This is a genomic window from Amycolatopsis sp. NPDC051903 (assembly GCF_044452505.1).
Lineage (GTDB): Bacteria > Actinomycetota > Actinomycetes > Mycobacteriales > Pseudonocardiaceae > Amycolatopsis.
Genome location: NZ_JBITBT010000016.1, coordinates 47,593 through 61,483 on the forward strand (window position 1 = coordinate 47,593; position 13,891 = coordinate 61,483).

15 protein-coding genes and 1 pseudogene are annotated in these 13,891 nt (G+C 70.5%); 7 read left to right on the plus strand and 9 right to left on the minus strand.

Features of this window, described 5'->3' with window-relative positions; all coding sequences use genetic code 11:
* Window positions 1-64: 64 nt before the first annotated feature.
* Window positions 65-1,711 carry a TM0106 family RecB-like putative nuclease gene (locus ACIA77_RS28790; protein ID WP_395889120.1) on the minus strand — a complete coding sequence of 549 codons (1,647 nt, stop codon included), beginning with the start codon at window positions 1,709-1,711 and terminating at the stop codon, window positions 65-67.
* Window positions 1,712-1,817: 106 nt separating this feature from the next.
* On the opposite strand from ACIA77_RS28790, the pseudogene ACIA77_RS28795 reads away from it, so the two are divergent.
* Window positions 1,818-2,291 (plus strand): annotated as a pseudogene (locus ACIA77_RS28795) (DUF6474 family protein); the annotation flags it as partial.
* A 59-nt stretch (window positions 2,292-2,350) separates the two neighbouring features.
* On the opposite strand, the gene ACIA77_RS28800 reads toward ACIA77_RS28795, so the two are convergent.
* The 6 genes from ACIA77_RS28800 to ACIA77_RS28825 form a co-directional block, all read right to left on the minus strand.
* The gene (locus ACIA77_RS28800; protein ID WP_395889121.1) at window positions 2,351-2,686 is read right to left on the minus strand and encodes a winged helix-turn-helix transcriptional regulator; all 336 of its coding nucleotides are present in this window, start codon (window positions 2,684-2,686) and stop codon (window positions 2,351-2,353) included.
* A 10-nt stretch (window positions 2,687-2,696) separates the two neighbouring features.
* Window positions 2,697-3,293: an NADPH-dependent FMN reductase gene (locus tag ACIA77_RS28805; protein WP_239154251.1), complete on the minus strand. Its 597-nt coding sequence runs from the start codon at window positions 3,291-3,293 to the stop codon at window positions 2,697-2,699.
* A 68-nt stretch (window positions 3,294-3,361) separates the two neighbouring features.
* Entirely contained in the window at window positions 3,362-4,333 is a 972-nt protein-coding gene (locus ACIA77_RS28810) for a glycine betaine ABC transporter substrate-binding protein (protein WP_395889122.1), read from the minus strand.
* Entirely contained in the window at window positions 4,333-5,112 is a 780-nt protein-coding gene (locus ACIA77_RS28815) for an ABC transporter permease (protein ID WP_395889123.1), read from the minus strand. The genes ACIA77_RS28810 and ACIA77_RS28815 overlap by 1 nt, the downstream gene beginning before the upstream one ends.
* The gene (locus ACIA77_RS28820) at window positions 5,109-6,293 is read right to left on the minus strand and encodes an ATP-binding cassette domain-containing protein (protein ID WP_395889124.1); all 1,185 of its coding nucleotides are present in this window, start codon (window positions 6,291-6,293) and stop codon (window positions 5,109-5,111) included. Before ACIA77_RS28820 ends, ACIA77_RS28815 begins: the two co-directional genes overlap by 4 nt.
* Window positions 6,286-6,933: an ABC transporter permease gene (locus ACIA77_RS28825; RefSeq protein ID WP_395889125.1), complete on the minus strand. Its 648-nt coding sequence runs from the start codon at window positions 6,931-6,933 to the stop codon at window positions 6,286-6,288. The genes ACIA77_RS28820 and ACIA77_RS28825 overlap by 8 nt, the downstream gene beginning before the upstream one ends.
* 345 nt (window positions 6,934-7,278) lie before the next feature.
* On the opposite strand from ACIA77_RS28825, the gene ACIA77_RS28830 reads away from it, so the two are divergent.
* From ACIA77_RS28830 to ACIA77_RS28845, 4 genes are all read left to right on the plus strand, one after another.
* Entirely contained in the window at window positions 7,279-7,773 is a 495-nt protein-coding gene (locus ACIA77_RS28830) for a hypothetical protein (RefSeq protein ID WP_395889263.1), read from the plus strand.
* 78 nt (window positions 7,774-7,851) lie between these two features.
* Entirely contained in the window at window positions 7,852-8,619 is a 768-nt protein-coding gene (locus ACIA77_RS28835) for a YcnI family protein (RefSeq protein ID WP_395889126.1), read from the plus strand.
* Window positions 8,619-9,182, plus strand: a complete 564-nt coding sequence (locus ACIA77_RS28840) for a copper resistance protein CopC (RefSeq protein WP_395889127.1) — start codon at window positions 8,619-8,621, stop codon at window positions 9,180-9,182. Before ACIA77_RS28835 ends, ACIA77_RS28840 begins: the two co-directional genes overlap by 1 nt.
* Complete coding sequence (locus tag ACIA77_RS28845; RefSeq protein WP_395889128.1) at window positions 9,179-10,207, plus strand: copper resistance D family protein; 1,029 nt, start codon at window positions 9,179-9,181, stop codon at window positions 10,205-10,207. The genes ACIA77_RS28840 and ACIA77_RS28845 overlap by 4 nt, the downstream gene beginning before the upstream one ends.
* A 216-nt stretch (window positions 10,208-10,423) precedes the next feature.
* On the opposite strand, the gene ACIA77_RS28850 is transcribed toward ACIA77_RS28845, so the two are convergent.
* Together ACIA77_RS28850 and ACIA77_RS28855 are read right to left on the minus strand one after the other, a co-directional pair.
* The gene (locus ACIA77_RS28850) at window positions 10,424-11,284 is read right to left on the minus strand and encodes a phosphotransferase family protein (protein ID WP_395889264.1); all 861 of its coding nucleotides are present in this window, start codon (window positions 11,282-11,284) and stop codon (window positions 10,424-10,426) included.
* A 52-nt stretch (window positions 11,285-11,336) separates the two neighbouring features.
* The gene (locus ACIA77_RS28855; protein ID WP_395889129.1) at window positions 11,337-12,731 is read right to left on the minus strand and encodes a tetratricopeptide repeat protein; all 1,395 of its coding nucleotides are present in this window, start codon (window positions 12,729-12,731) and stop codon (window positions 11,337-11,339) included.
* Between the two features lie 372 nt (window positions 12,732-13,103).
* On the opposite strand from ACIA77_RS28855, the gene ACIA77_RS28860 reads away from it, so the two are divergent.
* Together ACIA77_RS28860 and ACIA77_RS28865 are read left to right on the plus strand one after the other, a co-directional pair.
* The gene (locus ACIA77_RS28860; RefSeq protein ID WP_395889130.1) at window positions 13,104-13,448 is read left to right on the plus strand and encodes a hypothetical protein; all 345 of its coding nucleotides are present in this window, start codon (window positions 13,104-13,106) and stop codon (window positions 13,446-13,448) included.
* 13 nt (window positions 13,449-13,461) lie between these two features.
* Entirely contained in the window at window positions 13,462-13,875 is a 414-nt protein-coding gene (locus tag ACIA77_RS28865) for a hypothetical protein (protein WP_395889131.1), read from the plus strand.
* Window positions 13,876-13,891: the final 16 nt, after the last annotated feature.

Consider the following 13,891-nt stretch of genomic DNA (forward strand, 5'->3'; position numbering starts at 1 on the left):
GAGTACTCGCCTACGAGTATGCGCCAGGCGCGGGGGAACCGACTCAGGGAAAAACCCCGGGATCTCAGAGGTCGAGCATGTACGGCACTTCGGTCTGCGCCCGCGTCGACATCCACTCGCGCAGGGCCTTGGTGGCCAGCACGTCGTCTTCGTTGTAGCGCAGCAGCCGCTCGCGCTGCTCGTCGTCGGGTGCCTCGCCGTCCATGCCGACGGCGTCGCGGTACCAGCGCATGGACGCCTCGCCGCCGGCCTCCGGGTCGCGCCACTCGAACCCGGCGACGGGCGCGATCACCTTGAGCCCCTTGCCGCGCGAGCACAGGAACTGGTCGGTGACGCTGCGGAACAGGTCGACCCACTCGTCGGAATCCACAAAGGACTGGACGTCCTTCTTGGCCGGAACCCCCGGCTGGTCGCCGAAGCGGTCGACGGAGCCGAACAGCCAGCGGTTCTCCGCCAGCGCGTTGTAGCAGTAGGCGCGGAACGTGAGCCCGGCCGCGAGCGTCCGCTCCCGCACGTCGGTGAACCACGCCCAGAACTCCGCGAACGAGCGAGCCTCGTCGACCGTCGGCAGCGGGTCCCACGTCGCGAAGGCGCGGTAGCCCTGCGGCACGCCGATGTCCGCGCCCGAGAGCAGCGTGCCCCACAGGTACGCGCCGGCGTCGCCGAAACTCTCCATGTCCACGTCGACCTCGACGTCGGCCCGGGGGACCTCGACGTGCGGCGTGCGGCGCACCACCGTCAAGTCGGCGAGCCACGCGCGCGCGAGCACGATCGCGTCGGCGAACGTGCCGCCCGTCCAGTTCATCGGTGGCGGCTCGGCGGCGGGGTCGAGCGCGGCCAGCTTGTCTACAGTGGACACGCCCGCCTTGCGCAGCTCCCCGGCGTCCTCCCCGCGCACCACGAGGCTGACGTCGCGCAGCTCGCCCAGCAGCACCTCGCACGTGGGCCAGAACGGGCAGCGCCGGCACTCCAGCACGCGCGAGGGCATGGCCAGCGGTTCGCCGCCGGTCGCGGCCGCCGTGGCCACGGCCAGCCGGTCGGCGAAGCGCACGTCGTACTCGTTCAGCGCGCTGCGCCCGCCGGGCCAGGTGCCGGCGGTCAGGTCGTGCCACACCACGACGTCGGCGTCCAAGCCGATCACGCCGCCGACGGCGCGGCCGGTCTCGGCCTTCCCGTACGTCTGCAGCATCCGGCGCAGGTGCGCGAGCCGCAGCTGGTCCCGCGGCTGCGACCGGACCTTGCGCGTTTCGTCGGGCGTGCGGTGGCCGGGATCGAGGTCGGTCAGCTCAGTCGTCGACGCACCCTGGCCGCGGTCGGTGATGCGGTGGCGCACCACGAGCACCGGCACGTATCCGGTCGCCGTGCGCACGAGCAGGTCGGCGCCGCCGCGCCGGTGGCCGATCGGGTCGGCGCGCAGCAGCGCACCCCAGATGTAGCGGACGCCCTCGGCGAGGGCCTCCTCCGTGAGCCGCACGCGGTCGGCCACCGGCAGGTCACGCGGGATCCGGGCCCACGTCGCGTCGGGCCCCGAACTCTCGACCAGCCGACGCACGATCGCCTCGCGGTGCGCCGTCGCGTCGGCGATCCGCTGCTGCGCCGTGGGATCCGGCGGCGGCAGCGGGACCTCGCGCATCGCGGGGTCGTGCTCCAGATGCACACGACGACGGCAGCGGCTGACCGCGCCGGCGTCGAGCAGCACCTCGTTACCCATGACGATCACCTTATCCGCCGCCCCCGTCAGAATCGCCTTTCCGTGCTGCGAGCCGACATGCCCGGGGCCGAAGGGACCAGTAAGTTCGACCCCGACACGTCGCAGGAGGTGGGCCATGGCGCGCAAGGCCAAAGAAGACGCGGGTGAAGCTCGGATCACCCCGAAGAAGGCGAAGAACGCGATCGCGGTGGCCAAGGTGATCGGCCCGGCTGTGCTGCCGGTCGTCGCGCCGTACGCCGTGCGCGCGGCCGGGGCGGCGCGGGAAGCGTACGACCGCTACCAGGCTCGCAAGCTCGGCGTCGCCGTCGACCAGCTCGGCGAGTTCACCGGGCGGGGCGCCGCGCTGCACGCCCGCATCGCCGGGCTCGTGCAGGGGCTGAACGAACTCAAGAAGTCGAGCAAGGCCACCGACGCCGACCAGAAGTTCGCCGCCGGCACGCAGGACACGCTCGAACAGCTCTCCGCCACCGTCCGCGCCGCCGAACGCATGCCCGCCGCCCGGCGCAAGGCCGCGCACCGCGCCGTCTCGAGTGAGCTCGACTCGCTCGAAGAGCAGCTGCTGCACCGCCTCGGCGTCTGAGCGCGCTCCGGGCCGCTCACCCCGTGAGGTGACCGGCCCGGCCGCGAACTCGACGCAGGTCAAGACGGCAACTGGATCCACTTGTGCGACCAAGAGCGCACGGCGTCGAGCACCGGCTCGAGGTCCCGGCCCTTGGCCGTGGCGTGGTACTCGACCTGCACGGGCGACGTGGCGATGACCTGCCGCTCGAGCACGCCCTCCTCCTCCAGCGTCTTCAGCCGCTGCGACAGCATCGTGTCGCTGACGCCCGGCACCGCGGCCTTGATCTGGCCGTAGCGGTGCTGCCCGGTGAGGACAGCGCGCAGGATCGCGCCCGTCCAGCGCGGGCCGATCAGCTCGATCGCCGCGTGGAAGCGCACGCACGTGTCCTGCACGTCCTCCCGCTGCCCCTCCATGACCTGCTCCCTAGTTGCCCGCCCGCAGCGGCGCGAGCGAGTCGGTGACGCGCACGAGCTCGTCGAACATCGCCTTGGCCGAGGTCTGGACGATGTCGTTCGGCACGAACTCGCCGGCCTCGTTCAGGAACTGCTGCACGAACGGGATCGACACGGCGTCGAACACCGGCGTCATGCGCAGCGTCGTCACGACCTGCTTGATCTGCTGCACCGCGCGCGTGCCCGCCGCGACGCCGCCGTAGCTGACCAGGCCGACGGCCTTGTACTTCCACTCGTTGTGGAGGTAGTCGATGGCGTTCTTGAGCTCGGCGTTGTAGCCGTAGTTGTACTCCGGCATCACGAAGACGAACGCGTCCGCCTCGGCGACCTTCGCGCTCCAGTCCTTGGTGTGCTGGTGCTCGTACTGGCCCAGGCGCGGGTGCTTGGGCTCGTTCATGAACGGCAGGTTGACCTCGGCGAGGTCCACGAGCTCGACGTCGAACCCGCCGTGCTCGATCGCCGCGGCTTCCGTCCACTTGGCCACCGGCAGTCCGACCCGGCCGGGCCGGGTGCTCGCCAGGATGATCTCCAGCTTCGGCAACGCCTCCGCCTCCTCCCGGCCCGACACGCGGGCCGCTCGACTAAGGAATCCTGAGCAACTTAGCATTCCTTAGCGAGCGGCCCGTGTGGGGTCGGTTACTTGATGAAGCCCTTCTCCAGCATCCACTGGTGGGCGACGACGCCGGCGTCCTCGCCGTCGACGTCGACCTGCTTGCACAGCTCCACCATCTGCTTGTTGTCGATCGCCGCCGTGATCTTCTCGAGCGGGCCCCGCAGCGCCGGGTGCTCGTTCAGGAAGTCGGTGCGCATCGTCACCGCCGCGTTGTACTGCGGGAACGCCTTCTTGTCGTCCTGGAGCACCCGCAGGTTCAGGCCCGCGATGCGGCCGTCGGTGGTGAACACCTCGCCGACCGGGCACGTGCCGTTGGCCACGGCGGAGTAGATGGTGCCGATGCCGAAGTTCTCGATCTTCGGGTTCTGGAAGCCGTACGCCTTCACCGCGGCCGGGAAGCCGTCCTGCCGGCTGGTGAACTCCGTCTCGAGGCAGAACCGCGCCTGGTCCGGGTGCGATTTGAGGAAGGTCGCCAGGTCGGACGTGGACTTCAGGTTGTTCTTCTGCGCGTACGCCTCCGTCGTGGCGAACGCGTACTGGTCGTTGAGCGGCGAGTAGTTGAGCCAGGTGATGCCGTTCTTCTCGGCGTCGGCCTTCGCGGTGGCCTCGTACTGCGCCTTCTCACCGCCGGGCACGGGGAGCTCGTTGCCCTGGTAGTTGATCCACCCGGTACCCGTGTACTCCCACGTGACGTCGGTCTGGCCGTTGAGCAGCGCCTGCCGCGACGAGTTCGACCCCTTGATGTCGGTGAGGTCGACGACGTCGGCACCGGCGGCGCTCAGCGCCATCTCCGCCATGTAGCCCAGGATGATGTTCTCGGTGAAGTCCTTGGACCCCACCACGACCCGGACGCCCTGGACACCGGGCGTCGGCTGGATCGACCCGGACTGGATCGAGTACGGCAGCGCGGTGTTGAGGTCGAGCCCGCACGCCGAGAGCGACACGGCCAGCACCGCCGCGCCGGCCAGGGCACCGGCCGTCTTCAGGACCTTCATCAGCGCAGTCCCTTCGGTCCGAAGTACTGCTCCGCCACGGCGCCGAGCCAGTCGACCAGCAGCGCCAGCGCGACGGCCAGCACCGAACCGGTGATCAGCACCTTCGTGAGGTTGAGCTTGTACCCGGTGTCGATCAGCAGGCCGAACCCGCCGGCGTTGACGAACATGCCGAACGTCGCCGTGCCGACGGCCAGCACGAGCGACGTGCGCAGGCCGGCCAGGATCAGCGGGATGGCCAGCGGGAACTCCACGCGCCACAGCACCGCCGACGACGACATCCCGATGCCGCGCCCGGCGTCGATCAGCGCCGGGTCGACCTGCTGCAGGCCCACCATCGTGTTCCGCAGCACCGGCAGCAGCGAGTAGAACGCCAGCGGCAGCGCCGCGACCCACAGGCCGCCGACCGCGCCGGTGAAGATGAACCACAGCACCAGCACACCCAACGCGGGCGCGGCCTGGCCGATGTTGGCGATCGCGAGGAAGAACGGCGCGAGGAACCGGGCCCAGCGCCGCGTGACCATGACGCCCAGCGGCACGGCCACGATCACCACGATCACCACGACGACCAGCGTCATCGCGACGTGGTCGCGCAGCGCGGTGAGCAGGGACGTCGCGTTCAGCGTCTCCTTCTCCGTGGCCGTCAGGCCGGTCCCGAAGACCCACCCGAGCGTCGCCGCGACCAGCACGACGACCGCGATGGGCTGGGCGAACAGGCGGAAGCGCTCCGCGCCGCGGGAGCCGGATTCGGTGCTGAAGCCGGTGTCGACGACCGCCGTCACTGCGCACCACCCGCGACCGGCTCGTGGTCGTCGGCGTGCTCTTCGCGCAGCTGCTGGATCGTGCTGATCACGGTGTCGAGCTCGATCATGCCGGCGAACTCGCCCCGCGGGCCGGTGACCGGCACGCCGCCACCCTCGGCGAGCATGGCTTCCAACGCGTCCTGCAGCGTCGACTGCAGGCTCACGATGTCGCGCAGCGGCTTGCCCGCCGTGCCCAGCGACGTCGCCGCGGTGAGCTCACGCCGGTGCACCCAGCGCACCGGACGGCGGCGGGCGTCGAGCACGAGGACGAAGTTCTTGCGCTGCTCGTCGAGCCGCTTGGCAACCTCACCCGGTGCCTCGTCGACGCCGGCGGTGAGCACGTTCTGCTTCAACTCGACGTCGCGCACGCGCAGGAGGGTCAGCTGCTTCAGCGAGGCACCGGCGCCGACGAAGCCGGCCACGGTGTCGTCGGCCGGATTCGCGAGGATCGCGTCCGGGGTGTCGTACTGCAGGATCTTCGACTGGTTGCCGAGCACGGCAATCTTGTCGCCGAGCTTCACGGCCTCGTCGAAGTCGTGCGTGACGAACACGATCGTCTTCTTGAGGTCGGTCTGCAGCCGCAACAGCTCGTCCTGCAGGTTGCCGCGCGTGATCGGGTCGACGGCGCCGAACGGCTCGTCCATCAGCAGCACCGGCGGGTCGGCCGCGAGCGCGCGGGCCACGCCGACGCGCTGCTGCTGGCCACCGGAGAGCTGGCGCGGGAAGCGGTCGCGGAAGTCGGCCGGGTCGAGGCCGACCAGGTCCATCATCTCCTCGACGCGCGCGGCGACCTTCTTCTTGTCCCAGCCCAGCAGGCCCGGAACCACGCCGATGTTCTGCGCCACCGTGAAGTGCGGGAACAGGCCGGCCTGCTGGATCGCGTAGCCGATGCGCCGCCGCAGCGTGTCCACGTCGAGCTTGAGCGCGTCGTCGCCGCCGATGGTGATGCGGCCCGACGTCGGCTCGATCAGGCGGTTGATCATCCGCATCGTGGTGGTCTTGCCGCAGCCCGACGGGCCGACGAACACCACGATCTTGCCTGCGGGCACGACCATCGAGAAGTCGTCGACGGCGGGTGCGCGGGTGCCCGAGTAGCGCTTGGTGACGTGCTCCAGTTCGATCTCGACGCCGGAGACCTGGTCGTCGGTGTGCTCAGCCACGGAGCCCCCTCGTTACGGTGAATCGCTTGATCAGGACGTAGATGCCGTCGAGCACGAGCGCGAGGATCACGACGCCGACGGTGCCCGTGAGGGCCTGGTTGAGGGAGTTGGTGCTGCCCGCGTTGGTGAGGCCCGAGAAGACCTCCGACCCCAGGCCGGGGCCTTTCGCGTAGGCCGAGATCACCGCGATGCCCATCAGCATCTGCGTCGCGACCCGCATCCCGGTGAGGATCGCGGGCCAGGCCAGCCGCAGCTCCACGCGCGTCAGCACCGCGAACCGGCTCATGCCGATGCCCCGGGCCGCGTCCGTGATCGACGGATCCACGCCGGCGAGGCCGACGATCGTGTTCCGCACGATCGGCAGCAGGCCGTAGAGGACCAGCGCGATGACCGCGGTGGTGGACCCCAGCCCCGAGATCGGGATCAGCAACCCGAGGAGGGCGAAGGAGGGGACGGTGAGGATCGTGCTGGCCAGCGCGGTCGCGACCGCCGAGCCGATGGGACTGCGGTACACCGCGATGCCGATCACCACGCCCAGCACCGCCGCGAGGATCGTGCACTGCACGACCATGCTCGTGTGCAGCCAGGACTGCAGCAACAGCCTGTCCCACCGGTCCGAGATGTACTCGAAGAGGTTCATGCGTATTCGTTCTCCCGCCGCTTGTGAGATGCCCCAGACGTCACCCGTTCGGAGTAGCTCATCAACCGGTAGCGTGACTACCCAGAACGGGCACGGACCAAACCTCCCGTCTCACCGATGATCGGCCCACCGTTTCGCATCCTGAGAACTTCGGCAACCGAAGCAAGTGGCCTGACCGGGGGGCCGTCACCTGATCGCAACGCGCCCACCTGCATCTACTTGAACGTTCAGCGAACGCGGGCTCACGGGCCGAGACCGTTCGATCACGGGCCGAAGCGGCGATAAGCTGCTGCGGTGAGCACCCGGATCCGGCAACGCGGCGCACTCGCCGCCGCGCGCGGCGGGCTGCTCGCGGCCAGTTGCGCGTCACTCGCCGTGACCGCTCACGCCGTCGCCGACGGCGGCCTGCCCGACCCCGCGCTGACCGTGCTGCTCACCGGGCTGCTCGGCTGGACCGCCACCGCGCTCGCCGGCAAGGCCCGCGGCCGGCTCGCGACCGTCGGCGTGCTCGGCGCCGGCCAGCTGGTCATGCACCTCGTGCTCACCACGCTCGCGACCCACGACGGCCACCCCGCCGCCGGCTGGACGAGCGGCTGGACGATGACGGCGGCCCACGCCGTCGCCACGCTGGTCACCGCTCTGCTTCTCGCGCGCGCGGACGCGCTGCTGCTGGCCGTGCTCCACGTGCTTCGCGCGGTCCTGCCGCGCCTCATCCCGACGCTTCCCGTACCCGCCGCCGCGGGTGCGGTCCTCCCGCCGCGGCCCGCCGGGGCCGTGGCGATCCTCGACGTCGAACTGCGGCGCGTCCGCGGCCGGCGCGGGCCACCCGTCTTCTCCTGAACCCAGCTCGATCCCCTCTTTCCTCACCGGCGGAGCCCGCGAAACGCTCCGCCGGCTCACCCTGTTCAGGAGAAACCCTTGTCCCAGCACGTCTTCAAGCGCGCCGCCGTGGTGGCCGCGACCGTCGGCCTCGCCGGCCTGTTCGGCGCCGGCATCGCGTCGGCGCACGTGACCGCCAACGTCTACGGCGACCAGCCGGCCAAGGGCGGCTACGGCTCGATCTTCTTCCGCGTCCCCAACGAGGACGCGAAGCTCGGCACCGTCAAGCTCGAGGTCGACATCAAGCCGGAGTACGGCATCGGCAGCGTGCGCACCAAACCGATCCCCGGCTGGACCGCGCAGGTCACCGAATCGGCGCTGCCGCAGCCGGTGACCACGGCCTCCGGCACGAAGATCACCGAAGCCGTCACCAAGGTGGTCTGGACCGCGCAGCCCGGCACCAAGATCGGGCAGAACGAGTTCCAGGAGTTCCAGATCAGCGCCGGCCCGCTGCCGGCGAACGTCGACCAGCTCGAGTTCCCCGCCATCCAGACCTACGAGGGTGGCAAGGTGGTCGAGTGGAACCAGCCGACCCCCGCGGGCGGTGAAGAGCCGGAACACCCGGCGCCCACCGTCAAGCTCGCCGCCGAGAGCACCGACGGCGACCACGCGTCGATGACCGCCGGCGCGAGCGGCACCGAAGCCGCGGCACCGGCGTCCGAAGACACCACGGCCCGGTGGCTCGGCGGAGCCGGCCTCGTCGTGGGTGCCCTCGGGCTCGGCATCGGCGGGGGCGCCGTCCTGCGCTCGCGCCTCGCCGCCACCGGGCACAGCGCCGCGAACGGAAACACCGAAGGAACCAAGTGATGCGGAAAGCGCTCCTCGCGCTGGCGATCACCGGGGTGGCCCTGCTCGGCACGGCCACCCCGGCGCTGGCGCACAACGTGCTGATCAGCTCCGACCCGGCGAACGGCGCGTCCGTCGCCGCCGGTCCGGCGAAGGTCACGCTGACGTTCGACCAATACGTGCAGAACGCCGACGTGAACCAGATCGCCGTGACCGGGCCGGACGGCAACCAGTGGGCCGAAGGCCCGGTGACCGTGGAGAACAACGTGATCAGCGCGCCGCTGCGGCCACTCGGCCCCGTGGGCAAGTACACCGTCGGCTACCGGATCCTGTCGGCCGACGGGCACCCGGTGTCGGGCGAGATCCCGTTCACGCTCACCAAAGCGGGTGCCGGTACGCCGGCGAAGGTCGACGCGGCCAAGGCGTCCGGGGCACCCGCCTCGGCGGCCACCGGCTCGACGTCGAACTCGACCGGGATCCCGATCTGGGTGTGGATCGCCGGCGCCGTGGTCCTGCTCGCGATCGGGCTGACCGTCGCGCTGCGCACCGGGCGTGAGCCGAGGCAGGAGAAGACGAAGCAGTGACGCGAGCCGAGACCACCTCCACGGTCCGCTGGTCCACGCTGGTCTGCGTGGTCACGGCGGGCCTGCTGGGCGCGCTGATCGGCGTCGCGCTCACGGCGGCCGCCCCCGTGCCGGGTGTGGTGGAGCCCAGCGAGGTGGTCTCGGCCGCCATCCCGATCGTGCGCGTGCTGATGGACCTGGCCGCGGTCGCCACGATCGGGCTGGGGCTGCTGTCGGTGATGGTCGGGTACGACCGGCCGAAGCTCACCGAGCCGATCATGCAGCGGGCGCGGCCCGCGGCGGTCGCGTCCGCACTGATCTGGTCGGCCACCTCCGTGGTCGCGCTGATCCTGCAGACGGCGGAGTACAAGCCGGGCCGGTCGACGCTGACCGCGAGCGACATCGGCTCCTACATCGCGGAGGTCGGCGCCGGCAAGGCGCTCGTGATCGTCGCGGTGCTGGCGCTGCTGCACGCGGGCCTCGGCTTCCTCTCGCTGCGCCAGGGCGAGAAGGTGCCGGCCGAGGTGCGCGTGGGCGTGGGCATGTTCGCCCTGCTGCCGCTGCCGGTGACCGGCCACGCGTCGAACTCGTCGTGGCACGACTACACGATGATCTCGATGGAGCTGCACGTGATGAGCGCCGTCGCGTGGTGCGGCGGCCTCGGCGCGATGATCGTGCTGCTCGCGACGAACCGCACGCTGCTGGCCCACGCGCTGCCGCGGTTCTCCAAGCTGGCGACGCTGTGCCTGATCATCTCCGCGGTGACCGGCGTGTTCAACGGCGCCGTCGAGATCCTGGCCAACCCCACCATCAGCTTCTGGGCGGGCGTCTTCACCACGCCGTACGGGCAGCTGGTGCTGCTGAAGATCGGGTGCACGGGGGCGATCGCGCTGCTCGCCGGCAACCTCCGCTGGCGGCTGATGCCGCAGATCGTGCGCCACAACCGCACGGCGATCGCGTCGTGGGCCACGCTCGAGCTCACGGTGATGGGGCTGGCGTTCGGCTTCGCCGTGGTGCTCACGCGGGCACCGGTCGCCGTCTCCTGAGCCCCGAACGGCCCGAGATCACGTCACGTAGCTGCAAATTGCACTACGGAACTAGCAATCCATCGTCCGAGGCGACCCGCCGAGCCGAATTTTCTACTCGCGCCAGCACCTCGTCGGCAGTCGGCTGGAAAGCGATGAGCGGTCATCTCGGGGCGTCGAATGCACGTGCATCGGCTCATGTATGTGACGCAGGGCACTTGTCCCGGTGAGCGGTACTCAGTGGTAACGAGTCCAGGTGACATTCGTGCGCCCGTGGCGGAGGTCGTCGAGCCGGCGGTGCAGCTCGGGTCGCACCCTCGGATGGCTGCGCAGGATCGGCAGCACGCTGGTCGTGAGCTTGAGCTCCCGCACGGCGCGCAGCACGGCGAAGCCGGGCCAGGCGGTGACGTCGAACCCGTACGCGCGGGAAAACCGCAGGTAGCGGCTCGGCCGGTCACCGAACCGCTCACGGCCGACGGCGAGCGGCGTGAGGTCCCACTCCGGCGGGCCGACGCACGAGGAGTCGAAGTCGCACAGCACCGGGCCGTCCCGGCCGGAGATCACGTTGCCCGGATACGCGTCACCGTGGACGAAACCCTTGGCCAGTGGGAACTCCAGCGTCGCGAGCTGCGCCTCGACCTCCGCGCAGCGCTCCAGCAGGAACTCGCGGTCGCCGTCGGCCAGCTCCTCCGCGTCGGAGACCCGGGCGCGCACCGCGTCGAACGGCTCCCACTCGACGAGGCCCTCGGGCGGCGGCAGCGCGTGCACCCGGCGCAGCAGTCCGGCCAGGTCGGCAGGGCCAGCCGGCGGTCCGGCGGACGGCACCTCGTGCCACACCGTGACCAGGTGCGGTCCGACGGCCAGCGGCTGGTCGACGCCCTCCAGCAGCCGGATCGCGGGCACGTCGTGGTGCGCGAAGTGGCGGGCGACGCGCACGACGGTGTCGACGCGGTGGCGAAGCCGCGTGGAGCCGACGATCCGCACCACGACCGGGGCGCTGGCCAGCGCGTACACCGCGTTGTTGGTGAAGCGCAGCAGCCGCGCGGCCGTCGGGTCCAAGCCCAGCAGCGCGCACGTTTCGGTCAGGACCCCGTGCAGCTTCGCCTGCGTGAAGCGGCCGTCGACCGGCGCACCGGTGCTTGCGGCGACCTCAGGCGGCGTAGAAGATCTTGAGCCGGTCGGCGAGATCACGCGCGTCACCGTTGTTGCGCCGACGCTCGGCCTCGACCTGCAGCGGGCGCATCCGGTCCTTGACGCGCTCGGACTTGATGCTCTCCGCGTAGTCGATGGCCTTGCCACCGACCTTGGCGCCGTGGTCGAGGTCGCCGTCGAGCAGGTGGTTGGTGGCCAGCGCGCTGAGCATGAACGTCTTGCTGCGCGCCATGTCGTCGGTGTAGGACTCGACGGCCCTGGTCAGCGCGGGGATCGCGTACTTAGTGTGCTCGGGGTTCTTCTGCGCCAGCACCGTGTGGACGGTGCCGGTCATCGCGTAGACGTCGGTCTCGTTGAAGAACTTCACCCACGACTCGGCGTTGGCGACGTCGGCGCGCGCGAACTCGTCCTTGCTGCGGCCGAGCAGCTTCGTGGCCTGCTCCTCGTTGCCCATCATCGCGTAGGCCCAGGCCTCGTTGGCGCAGAGCACCGCGACGGCAAGCTCCGAACCCGATTCCTGCGCGGCGATCTGGCCGAGCTGGAAGAGTTTCAGCGCGTCATTGGGCGCGTCCTGGTGCAGGTAGACGCGGCCCATGCGGTAGAGCACGTTGGCCACGAGCGGGTGGCTGTCGCCCTGTTTGGCCAGGTCCAGCGCGTTGGCGAAGTGACCGCGGGCGGAATCCATGAGCCCGGTGTCGAACGACGTCCAGCCGGCGAGGCTGTGCAGGTCGGCCAGCGCCACGAACAGGCGGGACTTGACCAGCTCCGTCGAGTTCGCCTCGAGCATCTGCTGGCCCCAGGACAGCTGCGCCACCACGGCGTCGCGGCAGAACCCGCCGCCGTACTGGTAGTCGAGCGAGCGCAGCGCTCTGGTCGCCGCCTCGACCTGGCGCACGTCGGTCATCCCGATGCGCCCGGGAGCGGGCGTCCGCGCGGGCGCCTCCGACCACGTCCCTGATTCCGGACCGAACACCGCCGCACCCATCGTGACCTGGGCGGCGTGCGCGAGGAACCTCCGTCGCTTCACGGACTCGTCCTCCTCAGCCTGCCGGCCGTCGGACGAACCGACGACCCGTATCGCCGTGGTCTCGTCGTACGCGAGACCCATGTACCCACGGGGGACACCCAGGCCGTCGGCGATTCTCGTGAGGACGTCGTAGGCCATGACCTGGCGACCCTTGAGGATCTCCGACACCTCGGACTGCGACTGGCCGGTCATCGCGGCGATCTGGCGCTGCGAGACGCCGTGCTTGCGCAACAAGCGGTAGACCGCGCTGATCTCCCTGGCCGCCAGCGCCGAACGCATGTCGGGCTGTTCCCAGGCGTCGGGCGGAACCGGGCTGCCCTGGCGGGCATCGGCACCGGAAACGCTGTCGCCGGAGCTGGCGTCCATAACGACCCCTCACCATCCGTTGGGCGTCGGAAGCAGACTAAGCACACCTGTGAAACCTTGTGAAACGAGCAGACAGTGTGTCTGATCGGCCCGGCCGAACTCCACTGACCGCTTACCGTGGAACCCCGTCCGGTCACCGCTATGACGCGGTTTCGACCTTCTATCGCACTCGCTTTCACTTCACTGTAGTTGTCAGATCTCCGTCACCGCCCGGACACCGGCAGCGATCACGGAGAGCTACGAAAACCGGGCGGCCCGTCAGAGGTTTGTCGGACGAGAGATCGTCCGGCGGACGGGAAACCGGACCGAACGGTGACGACGCGGACGTGCATCTCGCAAGGTGCACTCGGACGAGAGAGCGGTGGAGGGCCAGTGGAGTTCGTTGACTCGCTCGCAGGAGGACATGCCGGGACCATGGTGCGGCCCGTGCGGCCCGCCCCGGGCGCGGCGGCTGTCGCCACGGCGACCCGGCCGGTCACCCCCTCCGCCGTCGCCGACCCCCGCACGGCGGGCGTGCGTCACTACGAGGGCGGACAGCTGGTGTGGCGCGTGCAGTGCGGTGACCTCATCAGCCGCGAGCGCGCGGTGACGGTGTTCGTCGAGGACGACCAGGTCGTGGTCGTTTCACCCCCGGGTGAGACCGCGCGCCTGACGTCCGGCCAGCTCGGCCAGCTCCGGGCCGCGCTCAACGAAGCCGCCAAAATGGCGGAAAGGTAACGGTGAGCTCTCGATGGATCAGGTACTCGGGCAGGTCCTCCGCAACGCGGTCTGGGAACGCCTCGACATGCTGTCCGACCTGGCGAACCGCGCCGACGCCCAGTCGCTCGTCTCGGTGGCCCGCTCCGAACTGCCGCGCCTGACCGAAGGCTGGCGGGCGATGCTGCAGGCGCACGAGCCCGACGAGCGCGGTGACTGCCCGACCTGCTCCACCCGGTGGCACCGCTGCAAGGCGCCGTGCTCGGTGTGGCAGGTGGCGCACGAGCACCTGGTCGCCGGCGGCCTCGCGCCGCAGGCCCGCACCCAGGACGAGAGCCGCTCCAGCCGACGCCGTCTCCCGAACCAGGCCCGGCGCGCGGACCGCGTGTCGCCGGCCGAAACCACCGGCCGCCACGCGCTGGTGACCCCCCGGGCCGCCACGGCCTGACCCCGAACCGGCGAGC